Here is a 22,201-nt window from a genome sequence, read left to right as displayed (position 1 = left end):
TATGGATGTCGATTTGAAACATGCCTCGCACACGTACCTGGACGATAGTGAAGTGAAACGGCTTATCGCTCTGAGCCAATCCGGGGATACCATCGCGCGCGAGACGCTCGTCAATTGCAACATTCGCCTCGTCTGGTCGGTCGTTCAACGGTTTCTGAACCGAGGCTACGAGCCTGAAGATTTGTTTCAGATCGGGTGCATCGGATTGCTGAAATCGGTAGACAAATTCGACCTGTCCTATGACGTTAAATTTTCCACCTATGCGGTTCCGATGATTATCGGGGAAATCCAGCGTTTTTTACGCGACGACGGTACCGTCAAAGTCAGCCGTTCGCTCAAAGAACTGGCGAACAAGGTGCGCAAGAAGAAGGACGAACTGTCCAAGCGGCTCGGCCGGATGCCCACGATCAAGGAAGTGGCAGACGATCTCGGCATTACGCCCGAAGACGTCGTGTTCGCGCAGGAGGCCAACAAGCCGCCTTCGTCGATTCATGAGACCGTATTCGAGAACGACGGGGACCCGATTACTCTGATGGATCAGATTGCCGACGAAAGCCAGGAAAAGTGGTTCGACAAGCTGGCTCTCAATGAGGCGATCAGCGCCTTGTCGGAGCGGGAGAGGCTGATCGTCTACCTGCGGTACTTCCGCGATCAGACGCAGTCGGAGGTGGCCAGCCGGCTCGGCATTTCCCAGGTGCAAGTATCCCGGCTGGAGAAAAAAATATTGCAATCAATCCGCGAGCAGATCGCCCAATGAGCGTCAGTTTACGTCCAAGCTACGGGCGGGAGCCGCGCCGGCATCGAATACAGACGAAACACCGACCGTTTTCGGCCCTTAGGGGCGGGAGACGGTCGTTTTTTTGCGTTGAGCATGGATTGGAGCCGTTTGCCAAAAAATAGGGCGACTATCCGCTTGCCGCACTCCGCATACTACACCAAATGACACAAATGAAGGGAGTGATTCCATGAGTCACGCGTTCACTCCGACCGTATACATACGATTGCGCAAGCGGGCTACGATTCCTCCGGGGCAAACTGTGACGCTGGGGCGCGTCGCGCAGCTGTTGACCGAGCCGGACATGGAGCGGACGCTGATGGAGCTGCCGCTTGTGAAACCGTCGGAGCGCGACGGCAACATCGTGCTGATCGACATGATGCACATCGTCCGGACGATTCGCAGCGTCGCGCCGCACATCAAGATCGAATATTTCGGCGATCCGCACGTGCTGATCGATATCGAAACGAAGCCGAAGCGGCCGAATCGGCTTGCGCTTGCAGTCGTTTGGCTGCTGCTGTTCATCGGCTCCGGGTTGGCTATCATGAATTTTCACGAGGACGTAAGCATGATGGAGGTGCATCAGCGCATCTACGAGATGGTAACGGGTGAATGGGTGGAGCATCCGTATTGGCTGCAAATTCCGTATTCGCTTGGTCTGGGAGCCGGCATGGTGCTGTTTTTCAACCAGCTGTTCAAAAAACGGTTCACCGAGGAGCCGAGTCCACTGGAGGTGGAGCTGTTCACATACCAGCAGAGCTTGAACCAGTACGTCATCACCGAAGAATATCAGAAAATGGCAAGCGTTCCGTCGGGAACGTTGACACCCGGTGAGGACAAGGGAAGCGCGGCGGAATCGTCTGCGGCTCCGAGACCGACTGAAGCTTCGCAGGAAGAAGGGCGACGGCCATGATCGGCCTGTTCGGAATCGTCTCGGCGGCGGTCATCGGCTTGGCGGGAGGCTTGGCGGTCGGCGGGGGGATGGTTTCGTTCCTGATCGTGCTCGATATTGTGCCGAGGCTGGCGCAGATGACCCGTTCGTTCGACCGAGTGCACTGGTTCGAAGGAGCGATGGTCACGGGGGTGTTGTTCTGGACGTTCGCCTATTTCTTCGATTGGCGGGTGACGCTGACTCCGGTCGCTGCGATTCTGATCGGACTGCTGGCCGGCTGCTTCGTCGGCATGCTGGCCGGAGCGCTGACCGAAGTGCTGAACGTGCTGCCGATCATGGCCAAGCGTCTCGGGCTTGGCGGGTACATCGTCTGGCTGCTGATGGCGATGGTGCTCGGGAAGGTGATCGGCTCGCTGTTCGATTGGATCGTGTATCACGCTTGACGGGCTTGCCGAATCGCATGGTTTCAAATGAACTTACACGATCCAAGGAGGGATGCGAATGGATACGGATATGAAAGATCAGCCCCGAGGCAAGCTGACCGTACGGCGCAGACGCAAGAACGATGGGAACATCGACGCCAACGAGCTGCTGACTGACGAAGAGCTCGGTTTGAAGGAAATGAAGGAGATTCCCCGTTCGATCGGTGAGATCGAGCGGGCACTGAAGGAAAAGGTCGGCCTGGGCGTCAGCTTCGACCTCGTGTTCCGCGAGATGGAGTTCGGAATGAAGAAGACCGCTTTCTTCTTCGTCAACGGATTTGCCAAGGACACGGTACTGACCGATATTATTGCCCGCCTGTCGCTGCTCGACCGGGAACAGCTTGCTCCGAATGCTCTGGCCGCGCTGATGAACCGGTATGTGTCGCACATTCAGGTTGTACCGGAAAAGGAGTTCGACAAGGCGGTCCAGTTCGCGCTGATGGGCTCCACGGTGCTGTTTATCGATCATGAATCCGCCGCTTTGGTTATAGATGCCAAAACGTTCCCGGTCCGTTCGATCGAAGAGCCGGATTTGGAAAGGGTAGTCCGCGGCTCGCGCGACGGCTTTGTGGAGACGTTGATGACCAATGTGAGCCTGGTCCGGAGGCGCATCCGCGATCCACGGCTGAAGCTGGAGCTGCTGACCGTAGGCTTGCGGACGAAGACGGACGTATGCATCGGCTATATCGGCGACATTGCCGACCCGACCTTGGTCGAATCGCTGCGCGACAAGATCAATCAGGTGGAGATCGACGGCATTCCGCTTGGGGACAAACAGCTCGAGGAGGCGATTATCGGCAAAGGCTGGAACCCGTATCCGTCGGTCCGTTATTCGGAGCGTCCCGATGTCGTCGCCTCGCATATGCTGGAAGGGCACGTTATTTTGTTCGCAGATACTTCGCCGAGCGTGATGATCCTGCCGACGACTTTTTTTCATCTGGTGCAGCATGTCGAGGAGTACCGGCAGACGCCTTTTGTGGGCAGCTACTTGCGTTGGGTGCGGTTTATCGGGATATTCGCTTCGTTGTTTTTGCTGCCTCTGTGGTTTCTGATGGTGAAGCATCCCGAGCTGAAGCCGGCGGGACTCGCCTTTCTCGGACCGCAGAAGCAAGGAGAGCTGCCGATTCTGATCCAGTTTTTACTGGTGGAGCTGGGCGTCGATTTGATGCGGCTGGCCGCCGTTCATACGCCTTCGCCGCTTTCGGTGGCCATGGGGCTTGTTGCGGCCATTCTGGTCGGCGACATCGCCGTGAAAACCGGACTGTTTATCAATGAGGTCATTATGTATATGGCGATTGCCGCAGTCGGCATGTTCGCCACCCCGAGCTACGAGCTTGGACTCGCGAACCGTCTCGTCCGGATGGGGCTGCTTATTCTGGTAGCCGCGTTCCAGATTCCGGGCTTCGTCATCGGCATCACGATATGGCTGGTTGCTCTGTCCATCAATCGTTCCTACAATACGCCATATATGTGGCCGTTCATTCCGTTCAACGGAAAGGCGATGCTGTCGATCTTGTTTCGCCGGCCGATTCTGGCTTCCAAAATGCGTCCGAGCATCACGAATGCGGTGGACCGCCGCAGACAGCCGGAATGAATGCTTATCGGCCGTTCAAAGCAGCGAGAGGCTGTGCAGTACCGGCAAGCCCGCCCTTGGAGCGGGCTTGTTTGGCTGCCTGCCGCCGAGCTGCCGGGCCGTCCGGGGGCCATTGAGGAAAGGCGCGGCAGGCCTTCGCCTGCGCAGACTGGTGTATAGCCCGTATTGTCAATACAACAGCGCTGTGGTACTTTAGAAGAAAGCTTGCTAATGCCAACCACGATATCGAACGAAGGAAAGAGGAACGTAATCATGTATTTGCACGGAACGAGTCAAATTAACGCGGCCGGGAGATTGGAAATCGGAGGATGCGATACGGCGGAACTGACCGCCCAGTTCGGCACTCCGCTGTACGTATTCGACGAGGAACTGATTCGCCGCCGCTGCCGGGAGTTCGTCGAAGCGTTTCGCGCCACCGGACTGCCGTTTCAAGTGGCTTACGCGAGCAAGGCGTTTTGCGTCATGGCCATGTGCCGGATCGCCGAGGAGGAAGGGCTGTCGCTGGACGTCGTCTCCGACGGCGAGCTGTATACCGCCCTGCGGGCCGGATTCCCGCCGGAGCGCATTCATTTTCACGGCAACAACAAAACCCCCGAGGAAATCGAGATGGCGCTCGATGCGAAGATCGGCTGTATCGTCGTCGACAATTTCATGGAGCTGCATCTGTTGAATGAAACCGCCAAGGACAAAGGAGCGGTTATCAATGTGCTGTTCCGCGTCACTCCGGGCGTCGAGGCGCACACGCACGAATTTATTTCGACCGGTCAAACCGATACGAAATTCGGCTTCGATATCGGCAACGGCTCGGCCTTTGAGGCGATCCGCGAAGCGGCGTCCATGCAGAACGTGAACATTTTGGGCGTTCATTCCCATATCGGATCGCAAATTTTCGAAGTCGACGGCTTTCGCCTTGCCGCGGAACGGGTTGCCGAGTTTGCCCAGGACGTTCGCCGCGAGCTGAGCGTAACGTTTGCCGTCATCAATCTGGGCGGCGGCTTCGGCATCCGCTATGTCGAAGAGGACAGCCCGCTGCCGCTTGCGCGCTACGTGCAGGCGATTACCGACTCGATCCAATCGTTGTTCGCCCAATACGAGTATCCGCAGCCGGAAATATGGATCGAGCCGGGCCGCAGCATCGTCGGCGACGCAGGTACGACGCTGTACACGATCGGCTCGTCCAAGAACATTCCAGGCGTGCGCAAGTACGTGTCCGTGGACGGGGGCATGACCGATAACCCGCGTCCGGCTCTGTATGACGCCAAATACGAAGCCATGCTCGCGAACCGTGCGAAAGATCCGAACGAGGAGACCGTATCCGTGGCCGGCAAATGCTGCGAAACCGGCGATATGCTTATCTGGGATCTGGAGCTTCCCGTTACCCGTGCAGGCGACACGCTCGCCGTATCGTGCACGGGTGCGTACAATTATTCGATGGCGAGCAACTACAATCGGCTCCGCCGTCCGGCGGTCGTGTTCGTGCGCGACGGCGAGGCCGACCTCGTCGTCCGCCGCGAAACGTTCGAGGACGTGGCTGGCAAGGACGCTCTGCCGGAACGGATGCGCAAGCAGCCGGTAGGGAGAAGCTGAACGGCATATCAAGCATGAGAACGGCGCCGGCGCCCCGGATCGGACTTTTCGATCGGAGCGCTGAGGCGTTGTTCTTTTTGTAACCGAAGGAGTGCGGCAAGTCGTGGAAAAATACTGGAAACGCAATTTATACGTGCTATGGATAGGCGTATTTTTCTGCGGAATGGCATTTTCGATGGTTGTTCCGTTTTTATCGCTGTACATCAATACCGATCTGGGGGTGGAGAAGCATCTGGAGCTGTGGAGCGGCTTCGCCTTCGGCATTACGTTTCTCGCCGGGGCGTTAATCGCACCGTTCTGGGGTTCTCTCTCGGACAAATACGGCCGCCGGCCGATGCTGATCCGCTCCGGCTTCTCGCTGTGCGCAGTCTATATTCTTACCTCTTTGGTGCGCAACCCTTACGAGCTGATCGCCGTTCGCATCTTGTCCGGCTTGCTGGCCGGGTACGTTCCTTCGGCGATTGCGCTGATCGGCACGAACACGCCGGAGAAAAAGGTCGGCTACGCCCTCGGCATCATCTCGACCGCTTCGGCCGCAGGCAGCATTCTCGGACCGCTTGTGGGCGGGCTGATGAGCAAGTTCGTCGGCTACCGTGAGGCGTTCCTGCTGTCCGGCGCCGTCGTGCTCGTCTCTGCGCTCGTCGCCGTATTCTTCGTCAAGGAGGACAATTTCGACCGCAACCGGCCCCGCTCGCACGTGCTTGACGATTTGCGGGCCGCTGCGGCCAATTCGGGGCTGATGCGCCAGCTGATGATCGCGCTGATCGTCACCAGCTCAGTCATGGTGCTGGAGCCGCTGCTGGCCATTTACGTGCTTAAGATGGGCGTATCGCATAACGACGCCAGCTTCAGCTCGGGAATCATTTTCTCCGCCGTCGGCATCGCGACGATTTTGGCAGCGCCTCAATGGGGCAAGATCGGGGAACGGATCGGCTATCGCAATACGCTCGTCATCGGCCTCATAGGAGGAGGCGTTGGCAATCTGCTGCAGGTTTTGTTCCACAGCATCGTCGGGTTCGGCGCGCTGCGCTTCGTCTACGGGCTGTTTTTCGCCGCCGTGTACCCTTCGCTGAATGCGCTCATCGTCAAGGCGACGACGCCCGAATTCCGCGGCAGGGCGTTCAGCTTGAACCAGTCGGCCAACCAGCTCGGCAATATGGCCGGACCGATCGCGGGCGGGGCGATCGGCGGCTGGATCTCGATCCCCGTCGTGTTCGTACTCAACGGCCTGCTGCTGATCATTACAGCGGCTACGATCAAGCTGCAAGCCAATAAGGCGACGAAGTCCGTCTCGTCCTGAGGCGTGTATGCAGGCTGCTCCGCGATCTTGCGACGCAAGCCCATAACGAATAGCCCGGAGGCCATCCAAGGCCAACGGGCTATTCGAACAGGCGATTCGGAGAAGCCGGAGCTTACTCTTCGTCCCACACCTTAACTTCTTTCATCTTGTCACCTTGCTTGGTTGCGTCGATAAATTCCATCCCTTTGACGACTTTGCCGAACACGGTATGACCGCCGTCCAGATGCGGCTGCGGCTGATAGCAGATGAAGAACTGGCTGCCGCCAGTGTTTTTGCCCGCATGGGCCATCGAGAGCGTGCCGCGCTCGTGCTTGCTGACGTTGGTGGACGTCTCGCAATCGATCGTGTAGCCGGGACCGCCGGTTCCCGTGCCGTGAGGACAACCGCCTTGAGCGACGAAGCCCTTGATGACGCGGTGGAACGTCAAACCGTTGTAAAAGCCGCTGTTAGCCAGCTTTTCGAAGTTGGCTACCGTATTGGGCGCTTCCTCCGGATAAAAATCGATCAATACCTTCTCGCCGTTTTCCAGCTCGATGCTACCTTTTTTTGCCATTGTCATTTCCTCCCTTGCTTGTCCAAAGCTTAACTCATTGTACTGGAAATCCGCGCATTTTTCAAAGCCAAAACGACATCCGTCCAAAAACGCATGAAAATCTGCTTGCCACACATTGTTTTCCTATGGTAATATGCAGTACAATACAAATGAACATCATACGATATTCCTTCGGGGCAGGGTGCAAATCCCGACCGGCGGTGATTTCGGCTTTCAGAACACAGCTTAGGCGTATCGCGCCTGGCGGCCGAATCAGTCCGTGACCCGTGTCGCGAGTAAACTTTCGACCGGTGGACCTGGTGCAATTCCGGGACCGACAGTATAGTCTGGATGGGAGAAGGAATCGGGGCTTTCGGTGCGCGGCATTTTCGCGCCGGACATGTGTTTTTTTTCACATGAACGGCGGCGCTGGCTGCGAACCGGCAGGCATGGAACGGTTTTGCGTACCGCAAAAACGGAACTGCCGGGCTCCCGGGTGAGCGCGCGTGCGCAGCCGGGATGCTTTTTTTGGCCCTTACGGCGACGTCTATTTGGCCATGCTTGCATGGCTGCACCAGATGTTGCCGGCGTCCTTGTATTCCCGCCCCTTTACTTTAACCGGTAAAGGGGCTTTCGTATTGTTCAAGTAGATTACGCGATTGCCGCATTCGTCCGGGGACTCGGGGCCGCCCGCCCGGACGGCCGTATGAGGGGTCGCGGAAACGGGCCGAACGGACCCGCATGTTTTCCGGTATAGGCGGTGAGAACAATTGGAAATGCTGAATGATGAATACTACATGAGGCTGGCGCTGCAGCTTGCCGAGAAGGCGATTGGCCAGACGGGCATCAATCCGGTCGTCGGCTGCGTCATCGTCAAGGAAGGACGCATTGTCGGCCTTGGCGCGCATTTGCAGCGGGGCAGCCATCATGCGGAGGTGCACGCCTTGCTCATGGCGGGCAAGGAGGCGGAAGGAGCCACGGCCTACGTCACGCTGGAGCCGTGCAGCCACTTCGGACGAACGCCGCCGTGCGCGGACCGCCTGATCGCCGAGAAGGTCGGGCGCGTGGTCGTAGCCTGCACCGACCCGAATCCGCAAGTTGCGGGGACGGGCGTAGAACGCCTGCGCAGCCACGGCATCCGCGTCGACGTCGGGGTGCTGGAGCGGGAAGCCCGCGCGCTGAACGAAATGTTCAACAAATTCATCGTCTCCGGACTGCCGTTCGTGACGCTGAAATCCGCGACTACGCTCGACGGCAAAATCGCCGCCAAGACCGGCGACAGCAAATGGATCAGCGGCGAGTCGTCGCGTGCCCGCGTGCACATGCTGCGGCATCGGCACCAGGCGATCATGGTTGGGGTCGATACGGTGATTGCCGATGATCCGCTGCTGACCGCCCGTCTGGAGCTGGAGGCCATCCAGCCGGTACGGCTCGTCGTAGACTCGAAGCTGCGCATTCCGCTGGAGTCCCGTCTCGTCAAAGATACGTCGGCCAAAACGATAGTGCTGACGACGAATCAGGCGTCGATCGAGCAGATGCTGCGGCTGAACGCTCTCGGCGTGGAGGTTATCAAATGCTCAGACGGCCCGCAGGTCGATCTGCGCAAGGCGATGGCGATTTTGACGGAACGGGAGATCGGTTCGATCTTGCTGGAAGGCGGAGGCAAGCTGAACGGGGCCATGCTGTCCGCCGGGCTGGTCGACAAGGTCGTGCTGTTCCTCGCTCCGAAAATCGTCGGCGGAGCCGGGGCTCCGGGAGCTTTCGTCCTGGACGGCTTCGAGCGGATGGCCGATGCGATTGCGCTCGAGCGCATCGATATCGAACGGGTCGGCGACGATTGCTGCATTACGGGCTACCCGAGCCCGGGAAGGAGACAGGAAGCATGTTCACCGGAATCGTAGAGGAAATGGGGCGGATGCGACGCATCGGCAAGCAGGGACAAGCCATGGTACTGACGGTCGAGGCCTCTCTGGTGCTGGGTGACGTCAAGCTGGGCGACAGCATCTCGGTCAACGGCGTATGCTTGACCGTTATCGCCTTCGATGCAAGCTCCTTTACCGTGGACGTCATGCCCGAGACGTACCGCAAAACGACGCTGCGCCTTTTGCAGCCGGGAAACGCGGTCAACTTGGAACGGGCCATGCCGTCGAACGGGCGTTTCGGCGGTCATATTGTGCAGGGGCATGTGGATGCACCGGGCACGATCGCGTCCCGCCATTCGGAGGAGAACGCCGTCGTGTTCCGCATTGATACCGCGAATGAAGAATCGATGAAGTATGTCATCCCGCACGGGTCGATCACGGTGGACGGCATCAGCCTTACCGTCGTCTCGGTCGACGAACGCTCCTTCACGATCTCAATCATTCCGCATACGCTGGCCCAGACGGTGCTCCAGCATAAGCAGCCGGGCGAACCGGTCAATGTCGAATACGACCTGCTGGGCAAATATATCGATCGGCTGCTTTCCTTCCGAGGCCGAGGGGCCGGCGAAGGGGCGGGCGGGCGCCGTGGAGGCGTCACGATGGAATTTTTGGCCGAGAACGGTTTTATGTAACGATCGATTAAAAGGAATAACGGGATAAAATTCGGATCAAGGCGTGTAACGAAAACGAGGTGAAGGCTATGCAGAAGCCTGTGAAAATGGACACGATCGAAGAAGCGATATACGATCTGATGCTCGGCAAAGTCATTATCGTTGTGGACGACGAAGACCGCGAGAATGAAGGGGATTTCGTCGCGTTGGCCGACAAGGCTTCGCCCGACGTCATTAATTTTATGATCAAGGAAGCCCGCGGACTCGTTTGCGTCCCGATCACCGAGGAACGCGCGGAGCAGCTCGATCTGCCCCCTATGGTGGCCAAGAATACCGATTATCATGGAACGGCGTTTACCGTATCCATCGATCATAGCGGCACGTCGACCGGCATATCCGCCTACGAGCGCGCCGCCACCATCAAGGCGATGATCGATCCGGCGACGCGTCCGGAGGATTTCCGCCGGCCGGGGCATATCTTCCCGCTGATCGCCAAGAAGGGCGGCGTGCTGCGCCGGACCGGACATACCGAAGCGGCGGTCGATCTGGCTCGCATGTGCGGCTCTTATCCGGCTGCGGTCATCTGCGAGGTGATCAAGGAAGACGGCACGATGGCGAGGGTGACGGACTTGGCGGAGATCGCCGAGAAGCACGAGCTGAAGATGGTCACGATCAAGGATCTGATCCATTACCGCAACGAGAAGGAGAAGCTCGTCAAACGCGAGGTGGAGATCAAGCTGCCGACCGATTTCGGGATGTTCGCGGCGATCGCCTATTCCAACGAGGTGAATAACCAGGAGCATGTCGCCTTGGTCAAAGGCAAGATCGACCCGGACCAGCCGGTGCTTGTCCGCATGCATTCGGAATGCCTGACCGGCGACGTGTTCCATTCGCACCGCTGCGACTGCGGTCCGCAGCTGGCTGCCGCGCTGGAGCAGATCAACGAGGTCGGCAACGGCGTGCTCGTCTATTTGCGCCAAGAGGGCCGGGGCATCGGCCTGATCAATAAATTGAAGGCTTATGTGCTTCAAGAGCAGGGATATGACACCGTGGACGCGAATATAAAATTAGGGTTTGCTCCCGACCTTCGCGATTACGGCATCGGAGCGCAAATTTTGAAGGATCTGGGCATCAGCAAAATTCGCCTGCTCACGAACAACCCGCGCAAAATCCGCGGTCTCGAAGGATACGGGCTGGAAATTGTGGAACGCGTGCCGATCCAGATGGAAGCAAACGACGACAACCGCGTTTATTTGCACACGAAGCAGGAGAAGCTCGGCCATTTGCTTAATTTCGAACACGAGGGCGGCACGGGCATTTGACGAAGAGGCCTCCTCCGATCATACTACTTAAATATAAGGAGCTTGAACCCATATGGCAAACTTTGAAGGCAATCTCATATCCGAAGGATACCGCTACGGAATCGTAGTCGGCCGTTTTAACGAATTCATTACATCCAAGCTGCTCGGCGGCGCGCTCGACGCTTTCAAACGGCACGGCGCCAAAGAAGAAGAAATCGACATCGCCTGGGTTCCCGGAGCGTTCGAAATCCCGTTGATCGCCCAGAAGCTGGCGGAAAGCGGCAAGTACGACGCCGTCGTGACGCTTGGAGCGGTTATCCGCGGCTCGACCCCGCATTTTGACTACGTGTGCAACGAGGCGGCCAAAGGCGTGGCGGCGATCGGTCTGAAAACCGGCGTGCCGACCGTGTTCGGCGTGTTGACCACCGATTCGATCGAGCAGGCGATCGAACGCGCCGGCACGAAAGCCGGCAACAAAGGCTGGGAGGCGGCCGTTACGGCCATCGAGATGGCCAACCTGACGAAGCAGCTGGCGCGCTAAGCCGTTTCGGGTAAGCATGTATTCGTCTAACGTAAAGGTGGACCGGAATGAAGCCGCATTACAAATTGGAAACGTTCGAAGGTCCTCTTGATCTGTTGCTTCACCTGATCGATAAGGCGGAAATCGACATATACAACATCCCGATCAGCGACATTACCGAGCAGTACATGGACGTGTTGGGGGCGATGCAGGAGCTGGAGCTGGAAGTGACGAGCGAGTTTCTCGTCATGGCGGCGACGCTGCTGGCGATCAAAAGCCAGCTTCTGCTGCCCAAGCCGCCCCCCGTCGAGGTGGACGACCTCTTTTTCGAGGACGACAGCTTCGATCCGCGCGCCGAGCTTGTACAGAAGCTGCTCGAATACCGTAAGTATAAAGCGATTGCCGAGGAACTGCGGGACAAGGAACTTGCCCGCAGTCTCGTCTTTACCCGCGAGCCGGAAGATTTGACGCCGTTCGTGCGCGAGGTGGAGGTCAATCCGGTGGAAGGGCTTGACGTGGCCGATCTGGTCATCGCTTTTCAGAGGGCGTTGCGCAAAGCCAAGTCCCGCAATACCGTGGCCAAAATTCGCCGGGATGAAATTTCGGTCAAGGAGCGGATGGGCGAGGTGCTCACGCTGCTCGATAAGCGCGGCGGCAAGCTGCTGTTCTCCAAGCTGTTCGATTATGAGATGAACCGCGAGGAAGTCGTCGTGACATTCATGGCTTTGCTCGAATTGATGAAAACGAAACAAATCGTTTGCTTCCAGCAGCGGCTGTTCGACGATATCGTGATCCAGCAAAGGGAGGGGGGAATTCGGGTTGAACTACCGTCAGATCCAATCGGTGATTGAAGGGCTGCTGTTCGCCGCGGGGGACGAAGGTCTCGACGCAAAGCAGATCGCCGACGTCATCGATCTGCAGCCGCATGAAATCAGCGGGCTGCTCAAGCAAATGGCGGAGGAGTTCCAGCGCCTCGAGCGGGGCGTACAGATTGTGGAAATCGCCGGCGCTTTCCAGTTGACGACGCTTCCGCAGCATGCGCCCTACTTCGAGAAGCTGGCGCAGTCCCCGACCCGCTCTAGCCTGTCCCAGGCGGCGCTGGAAACGCTGGCTATCGTCGCGTACAAGCAGCCGATCACGCGCGTGGAGATCGAGCAAATTCGCGGCGTGAAGGCGGACCGGGCGTTGCAGACGCTTACGGCCAAAAACCTTATTCTGGAGGTCGGCCGCGCCGAGGCGATCGGTCGTCCGATTTTGTACGGCACGACCAAGCCGTTTCTCGATTATTTCGGTCTGGCCGGTTTGCATGAGCTTCCCGAAGCGTCGCTGCTGCAAAATCCCGACGATCTCGAGGAAGAAACCAGGATGCTGTTCGAGAAGCTGGAAGGACAGCAGCTGACGATCGACGACGTTCCGGACAACGGGTAAGCGGTGTATAGAGGAAAGACTACAGGTCATACTAAACTTTGACAGGCGGCGGATGCCGCCCTAAGTTCAGGGATGACCGGAGGATCAGACGCATGGCATGGTGGGCGTGGATGGTCGCGGGCATTCTCCTTACGGGAATGCTCTTATTTGTGCTAAGCGACGTGTCGTTGAAGGTCCGGTTTTCCCGGGTGCAGGGGGACGACAGCTTGACCGTCGAGGTGAAGGGGTTGTACGGGCTGGTGCGTTACCGGTATGCGGTTCCTACGATGAACTGGACGTCGGACGGCCTGCAAGTCAAGACAAAAAACTCCAATCTCCGTGGGGAGCCTGCCGGAGAAGAGCGGAAAGTCAATATTACCCGCGAAACCGTCGAGCAATTTTTCCACAAGACGAAGGAACTGCTCGCTTACACGCTGAGGCTGGCGGAATGGGCGAGAAACGTCCAGGCCCGCGTCGTATGCACTGACATCCGCTGGTCGACGCGCGTCGGGCTCGAGGATGCCGCAGACACGGCGATTACGGTGGGCGTTCTGTGGGGATTGAAAACGTCCGCGCTCGGCTTCTTGTTTCGCCATATCCGGCTGGAGGCTAAGCCGGAGCTCAGCATCGATCCGATGTTCAATCGGATGCATTTCTCCACGGAAGCCTTATGCCTGATGAAAATCAAAGCGGGCTATGCTTGCTATGCCGGATTTCTGCTCGTGTTCCGAATCTTGCGGGTGAAGGGCGGATTCCGGTTTTGGAGCAAATTGCTGCTGCGATAAATTATTTTTATATTAACGAAAAAAAGAATTGATAATTTTCCAAAAATCGACTATTATCTTTCTATACATGACATGACTCGACCTTAGTCCGAATCGCGATAGGACTAAAGTCCAGGTCAAATTCCAATGTATGGGAGTGTTTCCGTGGAAACTCAAGTAAACTATAACCAATCTGCTGTCAATACGTCTCAACAGACAGCACCGGTGCTTTCGTTTAAGGACTGGATGATCACGTTGCTGATCATGGCAATTCCGCTTGTCAATATTATCATGTTATTCGTCTGGGCTTTTGGCGGCAGCTCGACCAATCCCAATAAATCGAATTACGCCAAAGCTGCTTTGTTGTGGATCGCCATCGGCATCGTTTTGTATGTTGTGTTCGTGGTCTTTATTTTCGGAAGCCTCTTGGCCGGAATCGCTTCGAATTCTTAAGCCATACATAACGATTGTACCTCCGGGCAATGCTATAGCTGTATGAGAAGCTATTGTACCTCAAACAGCTATCCATCCGAGGAGGAAATCATATGGGCGAGCATCCGATACAAGGGCTGATGAAAACAGCCATGGAAAACATTAAGGAAATGGTCGACGTCAATACGATCGTCGGCGACCCGGTGGAAACGCCTGACGGCAGCGTCATTATGCCGATCTCTAAAGTTGGCTTCGGCTTTGCCGCCGGCGGCAGCGAATTCGCCATGGAAACCAACAACGACTCCGATACGGGACGCGGCGATGGGCAAAACCGCGGCGACGCGCACAATGCTCAAGTGGCTTTGCCGTTCGGAGGAGGCAGCGGCGGCGGCGTTTCGATTACGCCGATCGCTTTCCTCGTCGTAGGCAAGCAAGGCGTCAAGGTCGTTCCGCTCGACAACCAGACGCATCTGTACGAACGTCTGATTGAGCAGGCTCCGCAAGTGGTTGATAAAATCCAAAGCATGCTGAGATCCGGTAAAATGACGAATACGGCAAACGGTGCGTATGCAGGCACGACTGCCAACGATACGTTCGTCAGCTCCTCTAATGGGAATGTAATCGACTGAAGCATGAAACGCATTACGCATTGAACGAATGCTTAAAACCCTCTCCTGCTGGTTCGGAGAGGGTTTTTTGTAGTTCGCGTTTGTTATGAAACGTGCCCGAGTATTATCCGATGGTTGTTTGCATCCGGATGTTTTTGTGGCCTTTCCATAGAGTTGCGGCCAAGCCAATCAAGACGCTGGCTCCCGAAAAAGCGAGCAGGAGACCTACATCGTGCAGCGTGTCGGTTCCTCCGAACTGGATGTTCATAATGCCTTCGACCGAGTACGTCGCCGGCATGATATGGGCCAGCGCCCGGTAGGTGCCGCTCAGCATTTGACTCGGCACGATCGTTCCCGAAGTGACCAATTGCAGCGACAGGAGCGCCATATTAATGAGCATGCCGGCCATGCCGAACACCATTAGCACCGTCTGGGCGAGCAGCATAAAGGTAAGAATGGTCAGCCAGTGAAACAGCCAAAACGATACGAAGCCCTGTTCCATTTGTCCGCCGAAGGCGGCGATAACGGTAGAACCGATTATCGAAATCACGAAGGAGGCGACTCCAATGAACAGCAGACGGAACAAAAAATGCTGACGTCTCGTCAAAGCCGAACCGATCGATAAGGAAACCTGATGTACGTTCATGCCCATCAGCATGGCGCCCACGAAGGAGCCGAGCACCAGCATCATCGGAACCATCTGATTGTTCAAACCGTTGACCGGATGAAGGGAGGTAACGTCCGCCTCTGCTCGGGTCAGAACGCTTTGCGCGGTTTGCGACGCTTGCCCGGCAGGCATATTCAATTGTTGGAGCACGCTTTGCGTGCCCTGCAGGGAAGCTTGGGCATTAAGCTCTCCGGTAACTTTTGCCGCGACGCTCTGCGCCACGCCTTTGGGCATCTGGGCGTTCGCCTCATTCAGAGTGTAACGGACGACGGCTTTTGCGGAAGGATCTTTCAAGGCAGCGCTGAAATGTTCAGGAATCGTAATGATCAAATAGGCGTCGCGCTTCTCCAACTGCCGGCGTGCTTCCTCGGCCGTGAGCAGGGCCGTCTCAAACGGAAGCGTATCCTGCAGATGCTGTCCGATCTGACGACCGGACTCTCCGTCCTCGTTGACGATGGCGACTTTGAGCCGATCGGTCCGGTCGAGCACGCCGTCGTACGCGGTCATCCAGAACAGGCAAAAGATGATTTGTGCCATCAGGGCGACGACCACGGCTACCGTGGTTTGCGGTTTTTTCAAGTAAAGGGCCCATGCTTTAGCCATTGAATTGCTCCACTCCTCAAATAAGTTCTTTTTAATATAGGTTCATATTAACCTAACAAATGTTTTAGTGTCAATATGAACTTAGGTTAAAATGTACCTATTATTTATTGTGATCGTGGACCACATGCTTTACAATGAGATATAGAGTGTTTCGATTGATGCGAAGGAGTTGATTGGCATGAGCTCATCCCGCTACGCTTTGCTTTCCTTGTTGGCGCGCGAGCCGCTCAGCGGCTACGATATTAAGCAGCAGATGAACAACCGGCTTGCTCCTTTCTGGAAAATAGGCAGCAATCAGGTATATCCGGAGCTGACGAAGATGGAGGAGGAGGGACTGATCCGTCTCCAAGGAGTGGAGCAGCATACGTACCGGCCCGCGCGGAAGCTGTACGAGATTACGGAAGCCGGCCGTCAGGCGATCATCGCATGGACGGTGGAGCCGGTGGAGATGGATTACGGGACGCGCGACGACTTTTTGCTGAAAACATATAACACGTGGCTTATCGATCCCCAGACGATGGTCGACCGGATGGAGCATGCCAGACGACAGCATGAGGAGCGGCTCTTCTTCTACGAAAGCAAGGCGGAAGAGTTGAAGCAGCAGCGTCGGCTCGCCTCGCCGCACGCCGATCCGATCGCCTCGACCCTCTTCGTGATCGAGTTCGGCATTCGCTGGGAGCGTCTATACATTCAATGGTGCGAGGATATGATAAAGGATCTGGCGATCGCGAACGGAAAACAGGACGTGCCGGACCCCGGCCCGCCATCAAGCTCCGAGGAGCCTTGAATAACCGATCTTCTCAAGAGGGAAAACCGAAAACCCGAAAACCCGATAACGGGTTCGAAAAATGGCCCAAAACAAACGCCCGCTGCTTTGCCTTTCGGCAAGCAACGGGCGTTTGTGTGGTTACAGAGAACGGGAAGTCCGAACCTTTGATTTCGGTCAGCCCTTCTGCGAGGAGGCGCCGTCCGCGATCCGGTCGTACAGGAAGTCGACGATGTGCACGGCCTCCATCTTGTCGGACAGATGCTCGCGCTCGATGCCGAGCTTCATTTGCAGCAGGCAGCCGGGGTTGCTCGTAATGAGCACGTGGGCGTTCGTTTCTTTCACATGCTCCATTTTGTGCTCCAAAATCTGGTTGGCCATCTCGGTCTGCACGATATTGTAAATCCCCGCAGAGCCGCAGCACCGGTCGGCGCCTTGAAGCTCTACAAAGTTCACGTTCGCCACCCGTTTCATCAGGTTGCGCGGAGCGTTGGACGAGCGCATGACGTTGCGCAGATGGCACGAATCTTGGTAAGTAATCGTAAACGGCTGGCCGTTCGGATTGGATTGATCCGCGGGCTGACTGAATTGCGGCAGCCGGCCTTTTTCCAGCAGCAACTGGCTGACATCCTTGACGCGGGAGGCGAACCATTTGGCGTCATCGGCATAGTCGCCCTCGTCATGCAGCAGATGGTCGTATTCGACCAGCAGGGCGCCGCAGCCGCCGGCATTGGAGGCGATATAGTCGACGCCAGCTTCGCGGAACGCGCGGACGTTTTGACGGGCGAGCTGCTTCGCCTGATCGATCTCGCCGGAGTGCGCGTGGAGCGCGCCGCAGCAGTTTTGCGCCTCGGGGATCAGTACCTCGAAGCCCGCTTCGCTGAGCAGTTGAACCGTTTTGCGGTTCGTTTCGGTAAACATCACGTCCATCAGACAGCCGCGGAACATGCCGACGGTGGCGATTTTTTGGCCTTTGGCCGGAACCCGCGTGCCGAACAGTTCGACCACGCCTTTGCCGGAAGCTTCGGGCAAAATTTTCTCCATGTCGCGCATGTTTTTCGGGAACAGCTTCATGATGCCGCTGCCGCGGGCCACTTTTTGCAAGCCGGACTTCTGGTACGTGCGCAGCATCGTGCCGAGTAGCTTCATCCGCTTCGGCTTCGGGAACAGCTCCTTGAAGGCGGCTTTGCGCGCGGCATTGATATACCAGCGGTGCTCCACGTGCTGCTCCAGCGAATCGCGGGTTTCCTCCAGCAGATGGCCGTATTTGACGTCGGCCGGGCATACCGGTTCGCAGGCGCGGCAGCCGAGGCACAGATCCATTTGCTCGCGGAACGATTGGTCCGGCTCCATGACGCCGTCCACGACCGCTTTCATCAGCGCAATCCGTCCGCGCGGCGAGGCGGCTTCCAGGCCGGTCTCGAGAAAGGTCGGGCAGGCGGCCTGGCAGAAGCCGCAGCGCATGCAGTTGGTCAGCTCGTCGTAGTTGAGCTGGAGCTTCATCGTCTGGGCGAGCGCGTTGAGCGGCTTCTTCTCGGGCGACGAGCCCCATGGCACATGCGGCTCTTTGGTTGTCGTATCGTTAACGGCTGCCATGACTGATCACCACTCTTTTCCGCGATTGTTTGGCGAAAATTTTGCCGGGATTCATGATGTTGTTCGGATCGAACGCTTTCTTGATCCCCTTCATAATCTCGATGCCCGCTTCGCCGATTTTCCATTCCAGATAAGGGGCTTTCATGACGCCGACGCCATGCTCGCCGGTGATCGTACCGCCCAGATTGATGGCCGCTTCGAAAATTTCCTCGAACGCCATCTCGACGCGGTGAATCTCTTCCTCGTCGCGCGCGTCGGTCGTACAAGTCGGATGCAGATTGCCGTCGCCGGCGTGGCCGAACGTACAAATTTGCACATTGTATTTTTTGGCGATGTCATTGATCGCGACGACCATGTCGGCGATTTTGGAGCGCGGAACGGTGGCGTCCTCGAGAATCGTCGTCGGCCGGATGCGAGCGCACGTAGACAAGGCGCTGCGGCGCGCCAGCATCAGCTTCTCGGCTTCGGCGGCATCGGCAGCCATCTTCACTTCGACGGCGCCTTGCTCTTTGCAGATGCGCACGATTTCCACGATATCCTTCTCGACGACCGATTCGTCCAGACCGTCCTGCTCGATCAGTAGAATCGCTTCCATGTCGACCGGCAGGCCGATCTTATTGAAGCCTTCCACGACGCGGATCGTGGCGTTATCCAGAAACTCCAGCGTAGCCGGAATGATCCGGTTGCCAACGATGGCCGATACGGATCGGGCCGCGGAGTTGAGGTCTTTGTAATGGGCGACCATCGTTTTCTTGTACTTGGGCGCTGGGATGAGCTTGACCGTCGCTTCCGTAATGATCGCAAGCGTCCCCTCCGAGCCGACCAGCAGCTTCGTCAAGTCGTAGCCGGCCACGTCCTTGTACAGCTTGCCGCCGGTGCGGATAATGTCGCCGTTCGGCAGCACCGCTTCCAGGCCAAGTACGTAGTCTTTGGTCGTCCCGTATTTCAGGCCGCGCAGGCCGCCCGCGCATTCCATAATGTTGCCGCCGAGCGTGGAGATGATCATGCTGCTCGGATCGGGCGGGTAAAACAAGCCGAGATTTTCCACCGCGAGATGGAACTGCTTCGTATTAAGTCCGGTCTGGAACGTAGCGGTCAAATTGTCGGTATCGATCTCGATCAGCTTGTTCATCCGGTTCATCACCATGACGAGACCGCCCTCGAGCGGAACCGTGCCGCCGCACAGATTGCTGCCGGCGCCGCGCCCGATGATCGGGATGCGGTGCTCGTTGGCTACCTTCAGAATGTCCGATACGTGCTGCGTCGTGGACGGAAAAATAACGCCGTCTGGCAGCGCTTGCTGCATCGGAGTGGCGTCATACGAATAGCTGACCAAAGCTTCCATGTCGTCCTTAAACCAAGATTCGCCGACGATGGCGATCAGCTTGGAGCGAATTGAAGGTTCCAGCATGCTCAGTCCTCCCAAAAAGTTGAAAATTAATCAGGTCATCAGATGACTTTTCTCTCATTATAGCTTACTATAGAATGGATGTACATCCTAAATCCCCACCTGAAAGTGAGGATCGATTTTATCCATGGCGTTCAATCAGGTCAAGCCTTTAAAAGGATATGAGCTTGTAATGGAGCAGCTGAAGGCGAGCATCCTGTCCGGCGCTTTCGTCCCCGGCGAAAAGCTGGCTTCCGTCGTCGACCTCGCGACGACCTTCGGGGTCGGACGTTCGACGATACGCGAAGCGTTGAGCGCGCTCAAGGCGATCGGGCTGGTTGAAATCCGGCAGGGCGGGGGCACCTATGTGAGCGCCGAGCTGCCGAACGAGCCGTCGGACGGTTCCTCGCTGTTTGCCCGGGCGCAGTCGATCCGCGAGCTGCTCGAGGTGCGCAAAATATTGGAAACCGGCTGTGCGTCGTTGGCGGCCAGAAACCGGACGGAAGCCGATTTGCAGGGGATCCGGGAAGAATTGCTGCACATGGAAACGTATTTGCACGACGAGGCCAAAGGCGAAGAGGCCGACGTACGGTTTCATCTGAAGCTGGCGGGGGCGACGCATAATTCGCTGCTGATCTCGATGATGGAGTCGTTATCCGAGCGGCTGCACGACAGCATGCGCGAATCGCGTAAGCTGTGGTTTTACGGTGAGCGGGCGGAGGCGCGGCGGCTGCTTGGGGAGCATTCCGATATATTCGAGGCGATTCGCGGTCAACGTGAGGAGCAAGCATTCGAAGCGATGCAGGCGCACCTTGGCAAAGTGGAAGCCGTGCTGCATAAGGCGATAGCTGAAGCGGACCTGGAGGAACGCTTTGACCCGGCGAAGGGCGGGGAATAGGTCCGGTGCGTTGGAGGCTGTATACGGAACGGCCGTTTGCCGGTATTGCGCGGTGTAGATGATGTCGGCCTTATTCCGCGTACCGGTCGGTCTATAGGGCAAGGCACCGCCGGGGGTCTGGGTTGATCAAGACGTTCGCATACAAAAAAGAGCTTTTTCCAATCGGAAAAGGCTCTTTTTTGTCCGCTGAATGAAACCGATCGCGCCAAACATTCCGTTCTATAGCCCGGCCCGCCCGATCCGCAGCTTCTCTTCGGCATGCGCGGCGTCCACTTGTTCGAGAGCAATCGTCACGCCGAGCGAGCGGAAGGCCGTAATCGCGTCCTCATAACCGCGCTCGATATGCTCGATGCCGGTAATGCATGTCGTGCCCTCCGCAGCGAGACCCGCCAGCAGGAGGCAAGTGCCTGCGCGGATGTCCGACGCATGCACCCAACTGCCGGTAAGCGGCAGGCCGCCGCGGATGAACGCCGAATTGCCGCGCACCTCGATATCCGCCCCCATTCGGCGCAGCTGGGCCACGTGCTGGAACCGCTTCGGGTATACCTTCTCGGTAATGATGCTTTTGCCGAGCGCTCCGGTCAGGAGCGCGGTCAGCGGCTGCTGCAGATCGGTGGCAAACCCGGGATACATCGCGGTGCGCACGCGAGTAGCTTTCAATTTGCCGGTGGAGCTTGCCGTAATGCTTTGTTCCTGAACATCGAAGTGCAAGCCGATCTCGGTCAGCTTGGCGATGCACGATCCGAGGTGATCGGGAATGACGTCGGTTACGGTAACCGATCCGCCTGCTATTCCTGCGGACATCAGGAAGGCTCCGGCGATCAACCGGTCGGGGATAACCGTATGCTGTCCGCCCCGAAGCGAATTTACGCCCTCGATGCGGATGGTATCGGTTCCGGCTCCGGTTATTTTCGCTCCGAATTCGTTCAGCATGATCGCCGTATCGACGACCTCGGGATCTTTGGCCGCTCCGCGCAGTACGGTGCGCCCGTCCGCCAATACGGCGGCGAGCATGCAGTTGATCGTGGCGCCCGACGTAATCGTATCGAAGTAAATATCCGCTCCGGTCAGCCGCTTCGCCTCGACGGTGTAGTGATCCTCATGAAAGGTGAAAGTCGCTCCCATCGCCTTCAAGCCCTTCACATGCTGATCGATCGGCCGGGAAACGAAGTTGTCCCCGCCGGGAAAGCCGATGTCGACTTTGCCGAACTTGGCCAGCAGCGCGCCTATAAAATAGTAGGAGGCCCGGTACGAGGAAGCTTTCTCCTTATCGATCGCGGCGCTGTGAATCGAGCCCGGATCGAGCGTAATGTCGCCGTTCGGATGACGCGTCGTCGCCATGCCGATATCGTCGGCTATATCGCAAATCACGCGAATGTCGTAAATGTCGGGAATGCCGGACAGCGTCACGGGGTGATCGCATAAGCAGCTGGCTGCCATCAGGGAAAGCGAGCTGTTCTTGGAGCCTTGTATTTGGACGGAGCCGTTCAGTGGTCCGGCACGTTCCAGACGTATGATGTTCAACACAGTTTCCCACTTTCCGGTAAAGTCTTCACC

The 22,201-nt window shown here is 57.3% G+C and carries 22 protein-coding genes and 1 riboswitch; of the genes, 17 read left to right on the top strand and 5 right to left on the bottom strand.

What is annotated here, in order from left to right:
• Position 1 precedes the first annotated feature (1 nt).
• The 6 genes from sigF (at position 2) to ABD796_RS13805 (ending at position 6,630) form a co-directional block, all read left to right on the top strand.
• Positions 2-757: an RNA polymerase sporulation sigma factor SigF gene (sigF, locus tag ABD796_RS13830; RefSeq protein ID WP_344908691.1), complete on the top strand. Its 756-nt coding sequence runs from the start codon at positions 2-4 to the stop codon at positions 755-757.
• A gap of 208 nt (positions 758-965) precedes the next feature.
• The gene (locus ABD796_RS13825; protein WP_344908690.1) at positions 966-1,688 is read left to right on the top strand and encodes a stage V sporulation protein AA; all 723 of its coding nucleotides are present in this window, start codon (positions 966-968) and stop codon (positions 1,686-1,688) included.
• Positions 1,685-2,110 (top strand): stage V sporulation protein AB, encoded by a 426-nt coding sequence (locus tag ABD796_RS13820; protein WP_344908689.1) that lies wholly within the window; start codon positions 1,685-1,687, stop codon positions 2,108-2,110. The genes ABD796_RS13825 and ABD796_RS13820 overlap by 4 nt, the downstream gene beginning before the upstream one ends.
• A 58-nt stretch (positions 2,111-2,168) precedes the next feature.
• A complete protein-coding gene (locus tag ABD796_RS13815) occupies positions 2,169-3,743 on the top strand; it encodes a spore germination protein (RefSeq protein WP_344908688.1) in 1,575 nt (524 codons plus the stop codon).
• Between the two features lie 252 nt (positions 3,744-3,995).
• Positions 3,996-5,330, top strand: a complete 1,335-nt coding sequence (gene lysA, locus ABD796_RS13810) for a diaminopimelate decarboxylase (RefSeq protein ID WP_344908687.1) — start codon at positions 3,996-3,998, stop codon at positions 5,328-5,330.
• A gap of 103 nt (positions 5,331-5,433) precedes the next feature.
• Entirely contained in the window at positions 5,434-6,630 is a 1,197-nt protein-coding gene (locus tag ABD796_RS13805) for an MFS transporter (protein WP_344908686.1), read from the top strand.
• Between the two features lie 112 nt (positions 6,631-6,742).
• On the opposite strand, the gene ABD796_RS13800 is transcribed toward ABD796_RS13805, so the two are convergent.
• Entirely contained in the window at positions 6,743-7,183 is a 441-nt protein-coding gene (locus tag ABD796_RS13800; RefSeq protein ID WP_344908685.1) for a peptidylprolyl isomerase, read from the bottom strand.
• A 163-nt stretch (positions 7,184-7,346) separates the two neighbouring features.
• Positions 7,347-7,529, top strand: a riboswitch (FMN riboswitch).
• Between the two features lie 403 nt (positions 7,530-7,932).
• Here ABD796_RS13800 and ribD point away from each other — a divergent pair.
• The 9 genes from ribD to ytfJ all read left to right on the top strand — a co-directional run bounded on the left by ribD (position 7,933) and on the right by ytfJ (position 14,748).
• Positions 7,933-9,063 carry a bifunctional diaminohydroxyphosphoribosylaminopyrimidine deaminase/5-amino-6-(5-phosphoribosylamino)uracil reductase RibD gene (gene ribD / locus ABD796_RS13795; RefSeq protein WP_344908684.1) on the top strand — a complete coding sequence of 377 codons (1,131 nt, stop codon included), beginning with the start codon at positions 7,933-7,935 and terminating at the stop codon, positions 9,061-9,063.
• Positions 9,045-9,716 (top strand): riboflavin synthase, encoded by a 672-nt coding sequence (ribE, locus tag ABD796_RS13790; protein ID WP_344908683.1) that lies wholly within the window; start codon positions 9,045-9,047, stop codon positions 9,714-9,716. The genes ribD and ribE overlap by 19 nt, the downstream gene beginning before the upstream one ends.
• 68 nt (positions 9,717-9,784) lie before the next feature.
• Complete coding sequence (locus ABD796_RS13785; protein WP_344908682.1) at positions 9,785-11,017, top strand: bifunctional 3,4-dihydroxy-2-butanone-4-phosphate synthase/GTP cyclohydrolase II; 1,233 nt, start codon at positions 9,785-9,787, stop codon at positions 11,015-11,017.
• Positions 11,018-11,069: 52 nt separating this feature from the next.
• Positions 11,070-11,537, top strand: a complete 468-nt coding sequence (gene ribH / locus ABD796_RS13780) for a 6,7-dimethyl-8-ribityllumazine synthase (RefSeq protein ID WP_344908681.1) — start codon at positions 11,070-11,072, stop codon at positions 11,535-11,537.
• 47 nt (positions 11,538-11,584) lie between these two features.
• A complete protein-coding gene (locus ABD796_RS13775; RefSeq protein ID WP_344908680.1) occupies positions 11,585-12,367 on the top strand; it encodes a segregation and condensation protein A in 783 nt (260 codons plus the stop codon).
• Positions 12,336-12,944: an SMC-Scp complex subunit ScpB gene (gene scpB, locus ABD796_RS13770; RefSeq protein WP_344908679.1), complete on the top strand. Its 609-nt coding sequence runs from the start codon at positions 12,336-12,338 to the stop codon at positions 12,942-12,944. Before ABD796_RS13775 ends, scpB begins: the two co-directional genes overlap by 32 nt.
• A gap of 92 nt (positions 12,945-13,036) precedes the next feature.
• On the top strand, positions 13,037-13,708 hold the full coding sequence (locus ABD796_RS13765) for a DUF2953 domain-containing protein (RefSeq protein WP_344908678.1): 672 nt from the start codon (positions 13,037-13,039) through the stop codon (positions 13,706-13,708).
• 144 nt (positions 13,709-13,852) lie between these two features.
• The gene (locus tag ABD796_RS13760; RefSeq protein WP_344908677.1) at positions 13,853-14,140 is read left to right on the top strand and encodes a hypothetical protein; all 288 of its coding nucleotides are present in this window, start codon (positions 13,853-13,855) and stop codon (positions 14,138-14,140) included.
• 92 nt (positions 14,141-14,232) lie between these two features.
• Positions 14,233-14,748: a GerW family sporulation protein gene (gene ytfJ / locus ABD796_RS13755; protein WP_344908676.1), complete on the top strand. Its 516-nt coding sequence runs from the start codon at positions 14,233-14,235 to the stop codon at positions 14,746-14,748.
• 103 nt (positions 14,749-14,851) lie between these two features.
• On the opposite strand, the gene ABD796_RS13750 is transcribed toward ytfJ, so the two are convergent.
• The gene (locus ABD796_RS13750) at positions 14,852-15,997 is read right to left on the bottom strand and encodes a YhgE/Pip domain-containing protein (RefSeq protein WP_344908675.1); all 1,146 of its coding nucleotides are present in this window, start codon (positions 15,995-15,997) and stop codon (positions 14,852-14,854) included.
• A 178-nt stretch (positions 15,998-16,175) separates the two neighbouring features.
• Here ABD796_RS13750 and ABD796_RS13745 point away from each other — a divergent pair, with 178 nt between their 5' ends.
• On the top strand, positions 16,176-16,784 hold the full coding sequence (locus tag ABD796_RS13745) for a PadR family transcriptional regulator (RefSeq protein WP_344908674.1): 609 nt from the start codon (positions 16,176-16,178) through the stop codon (positions 16,782-16,784).
• A gap of 156 nt (positions 16,785-16,940) precedes the next feature.
• On the opposite strand, the gene ABD796_RS13740 is transcribed toward ABD796_RS13745, so the two are convergent.
• Together ABD796_RS13740 and ABD796_RS13735 are read right to left on the bottom strand one after the other, a co-directional pair.
• Positions 16,941-18,266, bottom strand: coding sequence for a (Fe-S)-binding protein (locus tag ABD796_RS13740; protein WP_344908955.1), 1,326 nt, complete (start codon positions 18,264-18,266; stop codon positions 16,941-16,943).
• Positions 18,267-18,345: 79 nt separating this feature from the next.
• Positions 18,346-19,770 (bottom strand): FAD-binding oxidoreductase, encoded by a 1,425-nt coding sequence (locus tag ABD796_RS13735; RefSeq protein ID WP_344908673.1) that lies wholly within the window; start codon positions 19,768-19,770, stop codon positions 18,346-18,348.
• 124 nt (positions 19,771-19,894) lie between these two features.
• On the opposite strand from ABD796_RS13735, the gene ABD796_RS13730 reads away from it, so the two are divergent.
• Positions 19,895-20,644 carry a FadR/GntR family transcriptional regulator gene (locus tag ABD796_RS13730; protein WP_344908672.1) on the top strand — a complete coding sequence of 250 codons (750 nt, stop codon included), beginning with the start codon at positions 19,895-19,897 and terminating at the stop codon, positions 20,642-20,644.
• Between the two features lie 219 nt (positions 20,645-20,863).
• On the opposite strand, the gene murA is transcribed toward ABD796_RS13730, so the two are convergent.
• The gene (murA, locus tag ABD796_RS13725) at positions 20,864-22,168 is read right to left on the bottom strand and encodes a UDP-N-acetylglucosamine 1-carboxyvinyltransferase (RefSeq protein WP_344908671.1); all 1,305 of its coding nucleotides are present in this window, start codon (positions 22,166-22,168) and stop codon (positions 20,864-20,866) included.
• Positions 22,169-22,201 lie beyond the last annotated feature (33 nt).

Source organism: Paenibacillus hodogayensis (assembly GCF_039536325.1).
Classification (GTDB): Bacteria; Bacillota; Bacilli; order Paenibacillales; family NBRC-103111; genus Paenibacillus_AB; species Paenibacillus_AB hodogayensis.
The sequence above is the reverse complement of the archived record's forward strand: the minus strand, read 5'-3'. Positions and strand labels throughout refer to the sequence as shown.